The sequence below is a fragment of the Deltaproteobacteria bacterium HGW-Deltaproteobacteria-6 genome (assembly GCA_002840435.1).
Classification (GTDB): domain Bacteria; phylum Desulfobacterota; class Syntrophia; order Syntrophales; family Smithellaceae; genus UBA8904.
On sequence record PHAT01000002.1, the window covers coordinates 253,260 to 271,345 of the forward strand.

Consider the following 18,086-nt stretch of genomic DNA (forward strand, 5'->3'; position numbering starts at 1 on the left):
TATAAATATTTCTTGCAAATAATATGGTATCTGCTATGGGAAATAACCAACGTTCAATGTATTCTTCTGAGCGTTTTGCTGCCGCGGATGTGATTCAGGCGTCCTGTTGCAGTTTAAAAAATAAATATTCGAAGAGTGGATCACTCATCGATAAAAAACAAAAAAATTTTAAGGAGGCAAATATGTCGTTAAATCAGTTAATCGATTCACGTGATGTCCGTTTTACCCTGTTTGAAATGCTGGAACTGGAAAAATTGAACCGGTTTGATGCATTCAAAGATTTTGACCGGAGCGTCTATGAAGATACGCTCGAACTGGCGGAGAAGATTGCCATACAGCAGTTTTACCCGACCAATGCCGAAGGGGACAAGACGGGCCTGAAGTTCGATGCCAAAACGGGCGAGGTCAAGGTTCCCGAATCGTTCAAAAAGGGATTCAATGCCTATATCGAGTCAGGATTTCATTCCCTGGCCCTGTCTCAGGAAATGGGCGGAATGGGTCTCCCTCAGAGTATTTCCATGGCCTGCGCCGAGTATTTCAATGCCGGAAACACAGCCCTGACGATGTATTGCGGCTCGATCACCGGGGCGCTCGCCATCATCGCCCCCTTTGCCAATAAGGAATTGTATGACATGGTCGTTCCCAAGCTTCTGGAAGGAAAATGGGGCGGCACCATGTGTCTGACCGAACCCTCCGCCGGATCCGATGTCGGGGCTCTCAAGAGCAAGGCAGTCAAGCAAGCCGACGGCACCTATCTGATCACCGGCTCAAAGATCTTCATCTCCAACGGCGAACACGACATGAACGAGAACATCATTCACCCGGTCCTCGCGAGAATCGAAGGCGATCCGGAAGGAACGAAGGGCATCTCGATCTTCGTCGTTCCCAAATTCCTCATCAACAAGGACGGCTCCCTGGGCGAGCGCAACGACATGATCTGTTCCGGCATCGAGCACAAGATGGGCCTTAAAGGAAACGCCACCTCATCGCTGAATTTCGGTGATAACGGCAAGTGCATAGGCTACCTGCTGGGTAAAGAACGCCAGGGGATGCAGATCATGTTCCATCTCATGAACGCAGCCCGCATCCACACAGGCGTCCAGGCCCTGGGTTGCTCCAGCGCCGCTTACCTGCACGCTGTGACTTACGCCCGCAACAGGGTACAGAGCGCTCTCATTACGAATCCCAAGGGCGGCCCCGTTGCCATTATCAATCACCCCGACGTCAAGCGTATGCTCCTTTACATGAAGAGCAACGTCGAGGGGATGAGTATGCTGTGCCTCTTCCTTGCCTATCACGAGGATATCATGCATGCATCGAAAGATCCCGAAGAAGTGAAAAGAGCGACCGGCATCGTCGAAATCCTGACTCCGATCGTGAAGGCCGGCATCTCCGACGCCTCCTGGCTCGTCACCGCCGAGGCGATGCAGGTTTACGGCGGTTACGGCTTCTGCCAGGAATACCCGGTCGAACAGTACGCTCGCGACACCAAAGTATTTTCAATTTATGAGGGAACTAACGCCATCCAGTCGCTCGACCTGGTCATGCGCAAGATTCTCATGAATCCCGAGATGTACAACTACTCTCAGCTCAGGGAATGGATGAATGGCACGATTGCGAAGGCCAAAGGCGTCGTCGACGATAAGTATGTCAATCCGGTAATCGATGGCCTGGCAAAATTCGACGAGATGATCGAGATGATGAAAAAGCAGCTGGGCGAAATGAAGATTCTCCTCCTGCTCAATAACGCCACCCCCTTCCAGCAGGCCATGTATCCGCTGATTCTGGCCTGGCTGCATCTGTGGAGCCTCACGATCACCACGCCCAAAGCCAAAGCGCTTCTGGGCGATGCCAAGGGAGCGGATCGCGCGAAGATCATCGCGGACAACCCGGAAGCAGCCTACTACAGCGGCCGCGTGCTGTCGGCGCAGTTTTACATCGGCGCGGAATTCCCCAAATTCTACGGCCGCATCGCCTGCATCATGAACAATGAAGGCGCGGTACTGAAGGTAGAGTCGGACAACTTTACCGGAGCATTGAAAGAGTAAGGTTTCAGGTTCAACGTTCACGGTTCAATAGCAAGGATTTAATAAATCAGCGATTGCTCCATTAACAGGAGCAATCGCTGATTCCAATATTCCCACAGAATGGGCAATCAGAATCTGGCCGGACGATATCAAAGACCTGCCCGAGATAAAGCTATCCCTCCTCTCACAGGAGGGGACATTAACCATTTAACGCATATTCATCGGAATAAAGACAACTTGCACAAAAGGACAAGTCCCGCATGCTCCGCCTGGAGCCTGGTGCCTGTCATGACGGCGGTTCAACGATCAGGGAGCAGATCACTACCACCACACAATAAAATATCAGATCGAGCCGGAAACAGGTAAAACACATTACCGGCATGAGCTGCGGCAACAGGGAAGCATAGAGTAGCACTTCACAACCAAGAAACACGTTTGACAATTCAAACAGACTGGCGAAGGAGGTCAACCAATATGACAACGAAACCCTGGCATAAATTCTACGATTACTACGTTCCCCACTCCATCAGTTACCCTCACTATCCGGCGCAAAGGATTTTTCAACTGACCGCCGGAGCGCACCCGAATAAAATCTGCACTGTTTTTTATGGAACGGAGCTGACCTACTGGCAGGTTCGCGAGCAGGTGCTGCGTTTAGCCAACGCCCTGGCCGCAAGCGGCGTGAAAAAAGGCGACCGTGTGGGCATTCATCTGCCCAACTGTCCGCAGTTCATTGTGACCTATCTGGCCGTTATGCATCTGGGCGGCATAGTCGTGAATATGAATCCGCTCTATACGGCAACCGAACTGAAATTCATCATTGAGAACACCACCATGGAAACCATGATTACCTTTGACATGGTTTTGCCTGCCGTGCGGCCGGTGGTGAAGGAAACCGGACTGAAACGCGTGATCGTTACGAAGATCACGGATTACATCAATGGTCTGGGGGTGAGTACGGCCAAAAGTCTGGAACTGGAGGAAGGCTGGCTGCACTTTTCCGAACTCATTGAAAACTGCAAGGACACGCGTCTGCCCCGTATTCCGATCGCGCCTTCCGATCCGGCGATGATCCAGTTTACCGGCGGGACGACCGGCTTTCCCAAAGGCGCGCTTCTGACGCACGGCAATCTGGTGGCTGCCACTTTCCAGGCGGGCATGTGGGCCTCTCCTGGCGCATACTCGCCTCTGGCCATGTCGCAGCAGGATCGCAGCGCCTTGTGCGTGCTGCCGTTTTTCCATGTGTACGGCAACATTGTCGCGATGAACTGGTCGTTTTTCGGATGCGCTACGCAAATTCTCGTGCCGCGCTTTGATATTGACGAAATTCTGGATACGATCATCAAAGCCGGCCATATTACCTATTTCCCGGCGGTGCCCACGATGATCACCGCCATTGTCAATCATCCCAAGGCGGCCAGCCTCGATCTGGGCAAATATCTCGGACTGCTCAATTCCGGAGGCGCGCCCATGCCTGTCGAATTGATCGAACGCGTGATTGATCTGGGCATTACATTTAATGAGGGGTACGGGCTCAGTGAAACCAGCTCGATTACGATTGCCAACCCGATTGCCTATAATAAAGTCGGTTCCATCGGCATTCCGATGGCGGACAATGATTTCCGCATCGTGAATGTGGACAACGGTACGGAAGACGTCAAACCGGGGGAGGCAGGCGAGCTTCTGGTCAAGGGACCCACCGTTATGAAGGGTTACTGGAATAATCCCGAAGAAACAGCCAATCAGTTAACGGACGGCTGGCTGCACACCGGTGATATTGCGCAGGTGGATGACGACGGGTTCATCTTTATCGTGGATCGCAAGAAAGATATGATCATTGCCAGCGGCTTTAATATTTATCCGCGCGAGATTGAGGAAGTCCTCTACGAACATCCCAAAGTGTCGGAGGCGGTGGCGATCGGCATTCCGCACGATTACCGGGGAGAGACTGTGAAGATTTTTGTTGTCCTGCAACCCGGTGAAAAAGCCACCGAACAGGAGATTATCGATTTCTGTAAAGTGAAGATGACGGCCTACAAGGTGCCCAAGATCGTGGAATTCCGCGAGGCCGTTCCCAAGTCGGCGGTCGGCAAGATTCTGCGCAAAGTATTGCGGGATGAAGAACTGGCGAAATTAAAGAAATAATCAATACGGATTTATCATACTTTAACGGAAGGAGACAAAAGATGAAAGCTGAAGACGTAAAGAAGATTGCGATGATCGGCGCCGGAGATATGGGGCACGGGATTGCCGCTGCCTGTCTGCTGGGAGGCTACAGCGTTGTCCTGCGGGATATCGAACAGAAGTATGTCGATAAGGGCGTTGCGGGAATCATCGCGAGTCTGGAAAAATTCAAGGAGAAAGGCAAGATAACACCGGATGCTTTTGCCAATGCGCTGGTGCGTCTGACCCCGATGGTTGATTTGCAGACTGCCGTGAAGGATGCGGATTTTGTCATTGAAGCCGTGCCGGAAAAGCTGGAACTCAAACAAAGCGTTTTTGCCGATTTGGATAAATTTGCGCCTCAGCACGCCATTCTGGCGTCGAATACATCCAATATCAGCATTACGGACATTGCGGCAGCCACCAAAAGACCGGACAAGGTCATCGGGTATCATTTTTTCAATCCCGCCCTGCTCATGAAACTGGTTGAAGTCATCAAGGGCAAACAGACATCCGACGAATCCATTCAGATCGGCTATGATATCGCCAAACAAATCAAAAAAGTTCCCGTTATTGTAAAGAAAGACTCTCCGGGTTTTATTTACAACCGGGTGAACGAACCCACGCTGCTTTTGCTCTCCAAAATTCTGGAAGCGGGGCATCCCTCGCCTGAAGAATTTGACGCGGCATTCAAACCTGTTATGGCCATGGCGCCATTCGAACTGGTGGATTATGTCGGCATTGATGTGGCCGCGCACGGCCTTGAGTATTTTGCGCAGGTGCTTTCCAAAGAGTATAAACCATCGGATGCGATGATGGCCTATCTGAAGTCCGGCAACCTGGGCAAAAAAACGGGGAAGGGTTTTTATGACTGGTCCAAAGGAAGGCCCGCCATTGATCTGGGCAAGGCCACAAAGGAATTCGACCTCAATCAACTGATTGCCCTGCAGGTCAATGAAGCCACCAAGCTCCTGGAGGAAGGCGTTGTGGATGATCCTAAAGAAATTGATCTGGCGATGGCCAACGGCGGCGGTTCGCCTTTCGGACCCTTTGCGCTGGCGCAGGGCATCGGTTATCCGGAACTGGTCTACAAACTAAACGAGCTGCACAAAAAATTTCACCTGGATATATTTAAACCCACCAAAACACTGAAAGAGGGCAAAATCAAACTGTGATTTGATGGCAAAGGCACAGAGGCACAGAGGCACACAGAAGAGCATAACAAAGGGGGGAGCCACTCCCCCCTTTGTTTGTTGAAAGAAGGAAACATGTGCGGACGATTTGTTTTACTCGTTGATTTACTGGCCATTGCCCGGGAATTTGATATTCCCGGACTATCCGTCCATTTTTCACCAAGCCGCAATATCTGTCCCGGTCAGCATATTCCCGCGGTTGTCAGGCGGAACGGCCAAAACGTGTTGGAGTCTTACCGGTGGGGACTGATTCCCTGCTGGGTAAAAGATCCGTCCATCGGCTCTAAGCTTTTCAATGCCCGTGCCGAAACCCTTGCCGAAAAACCAAGTTTTAAAAATGCTTTTACCCGGAGAAGATGCCTGATCCCCGCCGACGGATTCTACGAGTGGAAAAAAGAAGGAAATAAAAAAATCCCATATTCCTTCGGCATGAAAACAGGATTGCCCTTTTACTTTGCCGGACTTTACGAAACCTGGACGGCGCCGGATCAGAAAAAGGTGGAAACCTGCACCATCATTACCACACAGGCCAATGACATTGTTGCTCCCATCCACGACCGTATGCCGGTGATTGTTCCGAAGGTTGCGCAGGAACTCTGGCTGAATCCGCAAATCAAAGACCCGTCAGAATTACTGGATATTTTAAAGCCGTATCCTTCCGGAGAAATGACCTGCGAACCTGCCAGGTTATAGTTTGTTAAATATTTGCGCAGTCAAAGTAACACCCGCCATCGCCCGAATAACTAACGCAAAACACTGACGGCAAAAATTAAAAATGGAAATTCCTGAACATTTCATATATTTAAAATAAGCATATTTTAAAGTTTAGAAAACAAGGATGAACATCTATGAGCCGATACTGGAGTCAAACGGTTAAAAACATCAGGCCTTACGTTCCGGGCGAACAGCCGAAAGACCGGAAGTATATCAAACTGAATACCAATGAAAACCCTTATCCGCCGTCTCCCAGAGTCATCGAAGCCATCAAAAATGCGGCCAATGAAACGCTGCGGCTTTATCCGGATCCGTCAGGAGACGAACTCAGAGATGCCATTGCCGGAGCCTTCGGACTGAAAAGGGACAATGTGTTTATCGGCAACGGTTCCGATGAACTGCTGGCGTTTTGTTTCCCGGCCTTTTTTGAACCCGCGGGTCTTCCCGTACTTTTTGCCGACGTCACATACAGCTTTTATCCGGTGTACGCGGAGTTTTTTCGCACGCCTTACCGGTTGATCGAAGCGGATGATGAATTCAATGTGCCGGTTGAAGGTTATCTTCGGGAAAACGGCGGCATCATCATCGCCAATCCCAATGCGCCCAGCGGAAGAGGTGTTTCACTTGCCGACATCGAAAATATTTTGAAACAAAATGAAAACAGCGTGGTGATTCTTGATGAGGCCTATGTTGATTTTGGCGGCGCTTCCGCGGTCGGGTTGATTAATCGTTATCCGAATTTGCTGGTGATCCGGACGTTGTCCAAGTCCTATTCACTGGCCGGACTGCGGGTGGGATTCGCTTTAGGCGACCGGGGCCTGATTGAAGGAATCATCAGGGTAAAAGATTCGATCAATTCCTATACGGTTGATCGTCTTGCCCAGATAGGCGCACGGGAAGCCATTAAGGATGACGATTATTTTCAGCAGACAAGATCTAAAATCATCAGGACACGGGAGCGTGTCTCGGCAAGACTCAAAGAAATGGGTTTCAACGTCATTCCTTCTGCGGCCAACTTTGTTTTTGCCAGCAACCCGCAATGCCCCGGACGTGTCCTGTTTCAGCAGCTTCGGGAGCAGGGCATTCTGGTCCGCTACTTTGACAAGCCTAAAATTGACAATTTCCTGCGTGTGACGATTGGAACAGACGAGGAAATGGACCGCTTTCTTTCCGCCGTTGCCGTTATTTGCGAAAAGCGGATATAAAGTTTGCTCACGCGTCCGGACGATGGCGTGGCGGGAATGGAAAGCCCTCCGTGCCTGCTGAACATTCAGCTCCGGACATAATAGAAGGAAAAGTAAAATATGTTACGAGGGATCACCATGGGTGGATCGCGGTCAAGTAAAATGATGGGTTTCCTGCTGGGCTTCGTAATGCTTGCGGGCTGGCATTTGTCTGCCTTTGCTCAGGAATCGCCCGTCGTCTTGCGCGAGGCATTTTCAAAAATCATGGAAGACTATGTTGAACAACCCGATCCTTCTTATCTCGCGTCATCGGCGGTCAATGGCATGGAAGTGTTTCTTAGTTCGGTTAACCGGGATTTCCCCAAAACTGACATCGATTACAGTACGGTCGGTATCGACGCAAAAAAGGCTGAAAACCTGGTGGCGGATCAATATCTGATCTGGTCAAAATCAACCCCTTCTGATCCCCGGAAATTGGAATACGCCGCCATCGACGGAATGCTTGCCGCCCTGGACCCGCACAGCGGCTTTCTGACACCGGATGCTTACAAAGAATTACAGACCGAAACGCGCGGAAGCTTCGGCGGCGTGGGTCTGGAAATTAACGCGGATAAAGGCATCCTGACAGTCGTGTCGCCGATTGAAGATACTCCCGCATATCTGGCGGGAATAAAGGCAAGAGACCGGATCACGCACATTGACGGTGTATCCACGCAGGGCATCACCGTTTGGGATGCGGTAAAAAAAATGCGGGGGCCGAAAGACTCCAAGGTGACGCTCACGATCATGCGCAGCGGTTTCGAGCAGCCCCGGGAGTTTCCTTTGGTCCGGGCGATTGTTTCCGTGAAGCATGTAAAATTCAGAGAGCTGCATGGGGGCATCGGATATTTGAGGATTGCTTACTTCTCGGAAAACACGGCTCGTGACGTGGAAAACGCCCTGAATCATCTCCGATCGAGATCCTCTAAATTCACAGGTTTGGTTCTTGATCTGCGCAACAACCCGGGTGGATTGTTATCCGCTGTGGTGGATGTGGCCGGCAAATTCGCCGGAGCCGGCACGATTGTGACCATACGCGGCAGAAGCGCGGGGTCGGAGCGTAAGTTTGAAGGCAGGACAATCGGCACGCAACCCTTCTATCCGATGGTCGTGCTGGTCAACGAAGGTACGGCAAGCGGCGCTGAGATACTGGCCGGCGCCCTGCAGGATCAGGCCAGAGCTCTTTTGCTGGGCAAACATACCTTTGGCAAGGGAAGCATTCAGACAATATATTCTCTCAGCGATGGGGCGGCCCTTAAAATGACCACCGCAAAGTATTATCTGCCTTCGGGCAAAACGATCCAGGGCAAAGGCATTATTCCTGATGTGGAAAGTGAAGAAACAGAGGGTCAGGACAATCCGCTGGTCATTGCGGAAGCGGCCATAAGTTCGGCAAAAGCCGGCGGCATCTCGAAGGTCAGCGATAAGTTCAAATACATCCTGATGGCCGCTCAGAAAAATAAGGGAGTACCCGCTCCGGCTCCCGGCTCGCTGCCGTTATTGTCGAAGCCCGCCAAACAGGACATTGATATTCTTCCCCGCAAGTCCGTGCCCCTCAGGAAGAACAATTACGCTATTGTGATCGGAATTGAGACGTATCGCCAGAAATTACCCAAGGCGGATTTTGCCGTAAGCGATGCAAAACTGATGAGCGAATACCTTTCCAAGGTGATGGGTTATCCGGAAGAAAATATTGTCACTTTGACCAATGAATATGCAACGAAGAGTGACTTTGAAAAATATTTTGAGCAGTGGCTTGTGAACCATGCTGAAAAGGACAGCACGATCTTCATTTATTACTCCGGTCATGGCGCTCCCAATCCCAAAAACGGCGATGCTTATCTTGTTCCCTACGACGGAGATCCTTCATTTATCGCACAGACGGGGTATCCTTTGAGGAAGCTCTATGAGGCCCTCCGAAAACTGCCCGCCAAACAAATCATTATTGCCCTTGATTCCTGCTTTTCCGGCGCAGGGGGAAGAAGTGTTCTCGCGAAAGGCGCGCGGCCTCTTGTGATGAATCTCAAGGACAACATGGTTCTGTCTGCTAATATGACGGTTCTTTCCGCCTCGTCAGGAGAACAGATCAGTTCGACCTATGATGAAAAAGGACATGGTTTGTTCACCTATTTTATGCTCAAAGGGATCAAGAGCGAAGACATTGTCAAGCCGGATGGTTCCGTTGCAATAGGTGATTTGTTCAATTATTTGAAACCGCAGGTGGAACGCATCGCGAGGAACCAATACAACAACGAGCAAACGCCGCAGTTGATGAAGGCAAAAAAGAATTAAAGAAACGCATCGCTTTCAGGCGAACGTATTGTTAATTGCGGATAGGTAAAACTGCAACCAAACGGGAGAGGAATCATGAAACAGACGAGATGGGGTTTTTCAACAGTCGTTCTTTTGCTGCTTATTTTCACGGCGGGTGAGAGCCTTTGCGCTGAAAAACCGTCGCTTGCCGACGGGCTCTATGCAAAATTAACTACTTCAAAAGGCGATATCCTGATTCAACTGGAATTTGAGAAGACGCCCTTAACCGTCGTGAACTTTGTCGGCCTGGCCGAAGGCACTATTATGTCGACGCGGGGCAAGGGTGTCCGCTTTTACAATGGACTGGCCTTCCATCGCGTCATTCCGGATTTTATGATTCAAGGCGGCGGCACCGGCGGTCCGGGCTATAACTTTCCCGATGAGATTGATGCAACGCTTAAACATGATGCCCCGGGCATCTTATCCATGGCTAACGCGGGTCCCGGCACCAATGGAAGTGAATTTTTTATCACGCACACAAAAACCCCCTGGCTGGACGGCAAACATACGGTCTTTGGTCATGTGGTAAGCGGACAGGATGTTGTCGATGCCATCCGGAAGGGGGATACCATCAAAAATATTAATATCATCAGGATAGGCGTCAAGGCCAATGCGTTCAAAGCGGATCAGGAAACATTTGACACGCTGCTGGCCGGACTGAAACAAAAAAAGCAGTGACCTGGAAGTGGTATGACAGGATTCCCGTGTCATGCCGGAGTAAAGCAGTAAAAGTTAAAAAAAGAAGGAATAGAAAATGCCCATTACAGAAATTCTTGCCGCGAACGCCGCCCTCCATGGCGATGAAATCAGCCTGATTGAGATCAATCCGGAAATCAAAGAGACTGCCGCAAACTGGAAAGATTATGAACTTGTCGAAACCGATCCCGAGAAGCGGTACCGGCGGGAGATGACCTGGCGTGAATTCGACGACAAAGCCAATCGTTTTGCCAACTTTTTGCTGGGCAGAGGATTGCAGAAAGGCCACAAGGTCGGGATTCTGCTGATGAACTGCCTGGAGTGGCTGCCGATTTATTTCGGTATCCTGAAAACCGGCGCCATTGCGGTGCCGCTTAACTACCGCTACACGGAAGATGAAATCAAATACTGTCTCGATCTGGCCGAATGTGACGTTTTGATCTTCGGACCGGAATTTACTGAAAGGGTTGCTGCGATCCGCGAACAGATTCCCAAGGTAAAAATACGTCTGTTTTTAGGGCAGGACTGCCCCGCGTTTGCGGAAAGTTATTATGCGCTCACCGCGTGCTGTTCCTCCACGGCTCCAAAAATCACGCTTTCCGACGACGATGACGCCGCCATTTATTTTTCATCCGGCACCACCGGTTTCCCCAAAGCGATCCTCCATGCACACCGCGCGCTGATGCTGTCCTGTGAAGTCGAAAGGGAGCACCACAAGCAGACTAGAGAGGACAATTTCCTCTGTATCCCGCCTCTTTATCACACCGGCGCGAAAATGCACTGGTTCGGCAGCTTCCTGGCCTGCAGCCGCGCCGTTCTGCTCAGAGGCGTCAAGCCGGAATGGATCATCAAAGCGGTTTCCGAAGAGCAGATCACCATCGTCTGGCTGCTGGTTCCCTGGGCGCAGGATATTCTGGATGCCATCGAACACGGAGATTTAAAACTGGAAAATTACAAGCTGGATCAATGGCGGTTGATGCACATCGGCGCGCAGCCGGTTCCACCCAGCCTGATCAAACGCTGGAAAAAATGTTTTCCGAAACACGACTACGACACCAATTATGGCCTGTCGGAATCCATTGGCCCCGGCTGCGTCCATCTTGGCATCGAAAATATCCATAAAGTCGGCGCCATCGGCAAGGCCGGTTACAAGTGGGAGGTGCGGATCGTGGATGAAAACGGCAGTCCGGTCGCACAGGGCGCCGTGGGCGAGCTTTGCGTAAAAGGCCCGGGCGTGATGAAATGCTATTACAACAATCCCGAGGCTACCGCCGAATTGCTCAAAGACGGCTGGCTGTATACGGGTGATATGGCGCGCATGGATGAAGACGGATTTATCTATCTGGTCGACCGCAAAAAAGACGTCATTATTACGGGCGGCGAGAACATCTATCCCGTGCAGATCGAGGATTTCCTGCGCACGCACAATGCGATCAAGGATGTGGCGGTGATTGGTCTTCCGGACCATCGTCTGGGTGAGATCGTCGCGGCGATCATTGAACTGAAGCCGGGATTTTCCTGCTCTGAAGCCGAGATCGCCCAGTTCTGCACCGCGCTGCCGCGCTACAAACGTCCGCGCAGAATCATGTTTGATAAGGTGCCGCGCAATCCCACCGGAAAAATTGAAAAGCCGCGGCTCCGCGAAAAGTATTGCGGCGATGAAAGCCTTGTCGAAGCGCAAACCGAAAGCCATTGAGCAGAATAATCCGGAAGGTTTTTCTCCGGCATTCGCGTACCCGACCCGTAATCCTCAGGTTCGATGATGTTGAAAAAACAACCATCGGATGTATCGATCTATCTTTTCTGAAATCGGTAAAACGCCCGTTTCAAAACTATGCTGATTAATTATTGTATCATTTATATTGAAATTGGTTATATAGACAACACAACCTGTTCCGAACCTGTCCGCCGGAATGTGAAATAACTGAAATCAAGGCTTTGTTTCCTGCAATAGTCGTGAACGGACAGATGGCAGGGTTAAAAAGATGATTGGCCCCGCCGGCAGGAACAGCGTGTAAATTCGGGATCAACCGGAGGTGAAACCATGAATAAACCAATGACGTATAAAGGCTATACCGCAAAGATTGAATACAATGAAGAAAAAGAATGTCTTACGGGTTGTATTTCCGACCTTCACCATATCATAACTTTTCAGGGCGCCTCCGTGCAGGAGGTCAGGCAAGCCTTTGAGGAAGCCGTTGACGGTTATCTTCATGGTTGCGCCGAAAAAAATGAAGAACCGGAAAAGCCTTCCGACGGCCCTTCAGTTGTACGCATCAGTCCGGCGCTGCATAGTGTGATCGCTTTAGCCGCCAGGCGCGAAAACAAGACCATCCAGGAATGGCTTGCCGAAGCCCGCAAAAAGCCGGGCGGCAAAGAGAAGTAAGCGTCATCAGGTCCGGGATGATGGTTGCCAGGTATTAAAAACGGCGATAATTTGTTCAGTTTTGATCTGTTATTTCTCTCATCCGGTTATCCGGACGGAACTGTTTCGCAAATAAATAATATCATTATGTTTTATTCCGTATGGTGAAAAAAATAATTGACAGACAAGATTGGTTTGCATATACATAACCAACCGCAAAGCAAGCTTTTATTGAAATCCTGTTTCTTCTGACCATCCTCCAGAACCAGATCAGTATGAGATAATAAGAGCCTGGAAAAATATTCCACTCTTGATAAGAGTGTTTACATAGAGGAGCTACGGGTAGGCAAAGGTAGCCATAACCCAATCTGTGCAAAAGAGTGATTTTACTCTTTTCAACACAAGGAGGTCATTATGACAAGAATAAACCTATTAGTAGCAAGAGTTGTGCTTTTAGGAGTTTGCATCATGGGTATTTCATCCGTCAGTGTATGGGCGGAAGAAAACAAAATATCAGTGACGGCATACACGTTGAAGGAATGTTACCATAATAAAGGCAAAACGGCTTCCGGAGAGTTTGTCAGAACCGGGATCGTAGCTGTTTCACCGGACTTGGAACGTCTCGGGCTTAAATTAGGAACCAGAATCAAAATAAGTGATATGGGAACCTTTATAGTCAAAGACCGGACAAATCGCAGGAATCGTGGTAACATCGACATTTATATGCCTTTATACGAGGAGGCATTACAATTTGGAAGACAATCCTATACTTTAGTTCAAAACCGGAAAGACTTAAATCTGTTAAATGGCAAGACAAAGTATATCTGTATTCTGAATTAATTGATGTAGATTTTAAGTAAATTACCATCCAGGGGGATATGCTCCTCTCCCCTGGATGGTAAATACTTATCAGCAATTGATTTCTTTTTCGCAGCACCCCCGGCAATTTCATGCGCCTTCAGTTCAGCATCAAAAACAGCATGACAGAATTTATTTTCATCTGATCCTCCATTCCAATGCAGGAGAAGACCGGTTTTCTTATTGAAACAAAACTGAAAAGGCTTTATGCTTTCAGCAGTAGAACTAATTTCAAATTGCTTCAATGATCCGGCCGAAGACGGCTCAAGCACATTTTTTCTTTTGTAAAAGGGGGATGAACAATGGCGGCACAGCACATCTGGAAATTCTTTCGCGCCGGCGGTTTTGATCAGGTCCAGCTGGATTCAGGCGCCGATCTGATGGCGCTCGATGAACTCGATCAGAAGTTGTGGGTCGCGCTGGCCTGTCCGACGACCGGCCTGGAATTCGATTCCGGCACACTCGCCTTCATCGACACGGATAAAGATGGCCGCATCCGCGCGCCGGAGCTGATTGCCGCCTTTCAATGGGCGGGAGAGTGCCTCAAAAATTCCGATGATTTACTGAAGGCCGCGCCTGAACTGCCGCTTCGCGCCATCAATGATGCCACCCAGGAAGGCAGGCGACTGCTGGCGGCCGCAAACCGGATCCTCGCCAATCTTGGCAGGAAGGATGCCGCCGTCATCACGCTTGCGGATTTAGCCGATACGGCGGAGATGATTGATCAGACCCTGTTCAACGGCGACGGTGTCATTACCGCTGATTGCGCTGAAGAGGACGCAACCCGGATGGTCATCAGGGATATCATGGCCTGCACAGGTCCCCAGACGGATCGCAGCGGCAAGCCCGGCGTGGATCAGGACAAAGTCGATCAGTTTTTTGACGAAGCCCGTATTTACTATGATTGGATGAAACAAGCCGAAAATGATGTGAACATTCTGCCTCTCGGCGATTCGACTTCCACGGCCGCAATCACTTTTCAGGCTGTTCAGTCGAAAATCGACGACTACTTCACCCGCGGCAGGCTGGCGGCTTTTGATCCCAATGCAACGATTGCCTTGAACCCCGACGAGAAGGATTACCTTGTTTTCTTCGGGCAGGATCTGAACCCGGCATCCAGCGGGATTGCCAATTTACCGCTGGCAAAGATCGGCATAAAAAAACCGCTGCCGCTAAGAGATGGTCTCAATCCCGCCTGGGCCGGCGTCATGGCGGATTTTGAAAACAGAATTGTCAAGCCCTTGTTCAATGAGCAGGCTGCTCTTACCGAATCACAATGGACGGCCATAAAAACCAAATTTGCCGCTTACACGGAATGGACCGCGACGGGGGCCGGCGGCAACGTCGTCAATCTTGGTATTGAACGGGTAAGGGAAATTCTTAACGGCAAAAGCAGAGAAATAATCACGGCGCTTATCGAACGGGATAAGGCCTTCGAATTTGAATTCAATGCGATCACCGATGTGGAAAAACTGATCCGTTACCATGGTCATCTTTATCAGCTGGTGAATAATTTTGTATCTTTCCGGGATTTTTATTCCCGCAAAAACAAAGCGATCTTCCAGGCCGGTACGCTTTATCTGGATCAACGGAGCTGCGACCTTTGCCTTGTTGTGGAAAATGTTGCCAAACATGCGGCCATGGCAGGTCAATCCGGAAGCTACCTCGCTTATTGCGACTGCATCCGGAAAGGCACGGGCGAGCAGATGCAGATTGTCGCCGCTTTTACCGACGGCGATTCGGATAATCTGATGGTCGGCCGAAACGGCATATTCTATGATTGTAAAGGCCGGGACTGGGACGCGACGATCACGAAACTTGTTGAAAATCCGATCAGCATCCGGCAGGCCTTCTGGTCGCCTTACCGACGGGCGGCCCGCATGATCCAGGAGTTGATCGCCAAACGCGCTGAGAGCGCCGATCAGGCGGCAACTTCCGGTCTGGTGCGGAAAGCTGAAACAATGGGGCAAGGCGCCGTGAAAGGTCCTGCCCCGGCGCCTTCGCCTGCCGCCCCGACAAAGATTGACACGGGTCTGATCGCTGCATTGGGGGTCGGTGCAGCCGGCCTCGGCGGCATGCTGGGGGGCATGTTGAGCGGCTTTCTGAATCTCAAAGCCATGATGCCGCTCGGTGTACTGGCTGTCATTCTCATTATTTCCGGTCCTTCCATGATCATGGCCTGGCTTAAAATCCGCAAACGCAACCTTGGTCCCATCCTTGATGCCAGCGGCTGGGCCGTGAATGCGAAGGCAAAGATCAATGTTCCCTTCGGAGCTTCGCTGACCCGGCTTGCGGTGCTTCCCCCCGGCGCCAAGCGCGACCTGGTGGACCCTTTTGCCGAAAAAAAACGCCCCTGGGGCTGCTACTTTATTTTACTGGCTGTGATATTGTTAGGCCTGGGCTGGACGTTCGGGAAATTTGACGGAATATTATCGTCCCTGTCTCCCAGAATCACCAGTTCCTGGATCATTCATGATAAGCTTCCATTGGAAAGCAGCGCGGCCGTGCACAAGGGTGAATCGTTGGCGGAGCAAAAAAAATAGGATTGGTTCGTACGTTCTGATGTTTTCCATATTCAGAAATAACTATCCGGGGAGTGACGTTAATGCAGGATTGTCAGTTCGGCCGTGTTCGTTTTGTCTGCGGTGAAAACGGAGGCAGGTATCCTTTCAGCCATTCATTGTATCTGCAGGGGGACAAGACAAAAGTTGTTCTTGATCCCGCCTGTTCTCTTTCTAAATTGACGCGCTTAAAAGACGAAGGGGTCGATTGTGTCTGGCTCTCCCACTGGCATGAAGATCACATCCGCTATCTGAATATTTTTGAAACTTGCCCGCTATGGCTCTCGGAAAGAGACTTTCCGCCGCTGACGGATCTTAATGTCTTTCTGGACTGGTATGACATTCAAGAGACGGGGGCTCGTGCCTACTGGGAAAAAGAGATGCGGGAAACCTTTAACTACCGCCCGAAAGAGAAAGCTCGTTTTATTGCGGATGATGAAATTATCGACCTGGGCGGCCTTTCGGTTCAGGTGCTTGCCACACCGGGTCACACGCCCGGACATCTGTCTTTCTTTTTTCCCGATGAAGAACTGCTTTTCCTGGGTGATTACGATTTGACGTCTTTCGGTCCCTGGTATGGCGATCTGTATTCCAGCATCGATGAAACCATTCAATCCATCCGCAGACTCAAAGCGGTGCCCGCGAAACTCTGGGTGGCCGCGCACAACGCGGGACTTTATCGGGAGAATCCGGCCGGGCTCTGGGATAACTATGAAAATGTCATCTACCAGCGTGAGGAGAGAATCCTGGACTACCTTGATGAACCGAAAACGCTGACGGAAATTTTATCGGCCTGGCTGATTTACGGCCGGCCCAGGGAGCCGAAGGAGTTTTATGAATTCAACGAAAAGGTTTTAGTCGGTAAACACCTGGAATATATGGCGCGGCAGGGGATGATTGTGCTGGAAAAGGACCGTTACGTAAAAGTCCGGCCGGAGATTTGACTTGCTAAAATGCCGCCGGAATTGTACAAAAGATGCCAATGACGACGTCCCGGAGGATGAGAGGAGAAAATTATGATTGCTTATCAGCTTTCCGTATTTGCAGAAGATAAACCGGGGAAACTGGCCCATGTGACAAGCGTTCTGGCCGGGGCCGGCATCAGCATCCGGGCGACCACCATATCGACTTCCGATACGTTCGGGGTAATCAATTTGATCGTCAACGACCCTGCGCGCGCAGAAAAAGCACTGACGGAAGCGGGAATGACCGTTCACCTTAAAAATGTTCTGGCCGTGCTGATTCCCGATCAACCGGGCGGTTTGGATAAGTTGATGCAGCTTCTGTATCAGGAAGGGATCAATATCAACAATGCTTGCGGCTTCGTCCTGGAAGCCTCGGAAAAGGCCGTCTTTGTTGTTGACGTGGATCAGATCGAAAAAACGGAGAAGCTCCTGGAAAAGAACGGATTTAAAACGCTCGATACGGAAGCGCTGTCACGCTTGTGAAAGAGAGGAAAAATCATGACACACGTGGACAAAGGAAAATATTTTAAAAAACATCCGGAAGGCACGAAAGTAGCTGAGGATTTGAAGCAGGAAATTCTCAAACAAACCAAAGACAATAATATTTCCTGCCTCGCTGCGGAAAAGATTTCTCAGAATAAGAATACGCCGCTTGGTGAAATCGGCGTGGCGATAGATATGCTCAATATCAATATAGCCCAATGTCAGTTGGGGCTTTTCGGCTTTGACGGCAAGCAAAAGCGCGTTCCCGCCGCGGCTGCAGTCGCCTCTGATCTGGAGGCCGCCATCCGGGGATCGCTCGCGGGCGGCCGGCTGCCCTGCATTGCGGCCTGGGATCTCGCGGACCGGTTCAAGATCAAACGGCCGGATGTCTGCGCCGCCTGCGAAAAACTGCGAATCAAAGTCAAACCCTGTCAACTCGGCGCTTTCTGATGTGCAACGCATAGAGGCTGTTCATATCACGTTCCGGACGGCCTTTCATATTTGTGGCGCAACAAGAAGAGACAA

At 50.5% G+C, this 18,086-nt stretch carries 14 protein-coding genes and 1 pseudogene; 14 read left to right on the forward strand and 1 reads right to left on the reverse strand.

Annotation, left to right across the window (positions count from 1 at the left end; genetic code table 11):
- The first annotated feature begins 23 nt into the window (after positions 1-23).
- The 10 genes from CVU71_05525 to CVU71_05570 all read left to right on the forward strand — a co-directional run bounded on the left by CVU71_05525 (position 24) and on the right by CVU71_05570 (position 13,534).
- On the forward strand, positions 24-2,048 hold the full coding sequence (locus CVU71_05525) for an acyl-CoA dehydrogenase (GenBank protein PKN19827.1): 2,025 nt from the start codon (positions 24-26) through the stop codon (positions 2,046-2,048).
- Between the two features lie 453 nt (positions 2,049-2,501).
- Positions 2,502-4,172 (forward strand): long-chain fatty acid--CoA ligase, encoded by a 1,671-nt coding sequence (locus tag CVU71_05530; GenBank protein ID PKN19828.1) that lies wholly within the window; start codon positions 2,502-2,504, stop codon positions 4,170-4,172.
- Positions 4,173-4,213: 41 nt separating this feature from the next.
- Positions 4,214-5,365 carry a 3-hydroxybutyryl-CoA dehydrogenase gene (locus tag CVU71_05535; protein ID PKN19829.1) on the forward strand — a complete coding sequence of 384 codons (1,152 nt, stop codon included), beginning with the start codon at positions 4,214-4,216 and terminating at the stop codon, positions 5,363-5,365.
- Positions 5,366-5,458: 93 nt separating this feature from the next.
- A complete protein-coding gene (locus CVU71_05540; GenBank protein PKN19830.1) occupies positions 5,459-6,076 on the forward strand; it encodes a hypothetical protein in 618 nt (205 codons plus the stop codon).
- Between the two features lie 155 nt (positions 6,077-6,231).
- A complete protein-coding gene (locus CVU71_05545; protein PKN19831.1) occupies positions 6,232-7,302 on the forward strand; it encodes a histidinol-phosphate transaminase in 1,071 nt (356 codons plus the stop codon).
- Positions 7,303-7,401: 99 nt separating this feature from the next.
- Positions 7,402-9,612: a hypothetical protein gene (locus CVU71_05550; protein ID PKN19832.1), complete on the forward strand. Its 2,211-nt coding sequence runs from the start codon at positions 7,402-7,404 to the stop codon at positions 9,610-9,612.
- 75 nt (positions 9,613-9,687) lie between these two features.
- The gene (locus CVU71_05555; protein PKN19833.1) at positions 9,688-10,311 is read left to right on the forward strand and encodes a peptidylprolyl isomerase; all 624 of its coding nucleotides are present in this window, start codon (positions 9,688-9,690) and stop codon (positions 10,309-10,311) included.
- Between the two features lie 76 nt (positions 10,312-10,387).
- Entirely contained in the window at positions 10,388-12,025 is a 1,638-nt protein-coding gene (locus tag CVU71_05560) for an AMP-dependent synthetase (protein ID PKN19834.1), read from the forward strand.
- Positions 12,026-12,373: 348 nt separating this feature from the next.
- Complete coding sequence (locus CVU71_05565; GenBank protein PKN19835.1) at positions 12,374-12,715, forward strand: toxin-antitoxin system HicB family antitoxin; 342 nt, start codon at positions 12,374-12,376, stop codon at positions 12,713-12,715.
- 393 nt (positions 12,716-13,108) lie between these two features.
- Entirely contained in the window at positions 13,109-13,534 is a 426-nt protein-coding gene (locus tag CVU71_05570; protein ID PKN19836.1) for a hypothetical protein, read from the forward strand.
- Here the strand turns inward: CVU71_05570 and CVU71_05575 are convergent.
- Positions 13,531-13,824 (reverse strand): hypothetical protein, encoded by a 294-nt coding sequence (locus tag CVU71_05575; GenBank protein PKN19837.1) that lies wholly within the window; start codon positions 13,822-13,824, stop codon positions 13,531-13,533. The two genes, CVU71_05570 and CVU71_05575, sit on opposite strands and share 4 nt — an antisense overlap.
- 30 nt (positions 13,825-13,854) lie before the next feature.
- Here CVU71_05575 and CVU71_05580 point away from each other — a divergent pair.
- The 4 genes and pseudogenes from CVU71_05580 (at position 13,855) to CVU71_05595 (ending at position 18,011) form a co-directional block, all read left to right on the forward strand.
- A pseudogene (locus tag CVU71_05580) lies at positions 13,855-15,930 on the forward strand (hypothetical protein).
- A 227-nt stretch (positions 15,931-16,157) separates the two neighbouring features.
- The gene (locus CVU71_05585) at positions 16,158-17,057 is read left to right on the forward strand and encodes an MBL fold metallo-hydrolase (protein PKN19838.1); all 900 of its coding nucleotides are present in this window, start codon (positions 16,158-16,160) and stop codon (positions 17,055-17,057) included.
- Positions 17,058-17,129: 72 nt separating this feature from the next.
- Positions 17,130-17,561: a hypothetical protein gene (locus CVU71_05590; protein PKN19839.1), complete on the forward strand. Its 432-nt coding sequence runs from the start codon at positions 17,130-17,132 to the stop codon at positions 17,559-17,561.
- Positions 17,562-17,576: 15 nt separating this feature from the next.
- Positions 17,577-18,011: a hypothetical protein gene (locus CVU71_05595; protein PKN19840.1), complete on the forward strand. Its 435-nt coding sequence runs from the start codon at positions 17,577-17,579 to the stop codon at positions 18,009-18,011.
- Positions 18,012-18,086 lie beyond the last annotated feature (75 nt).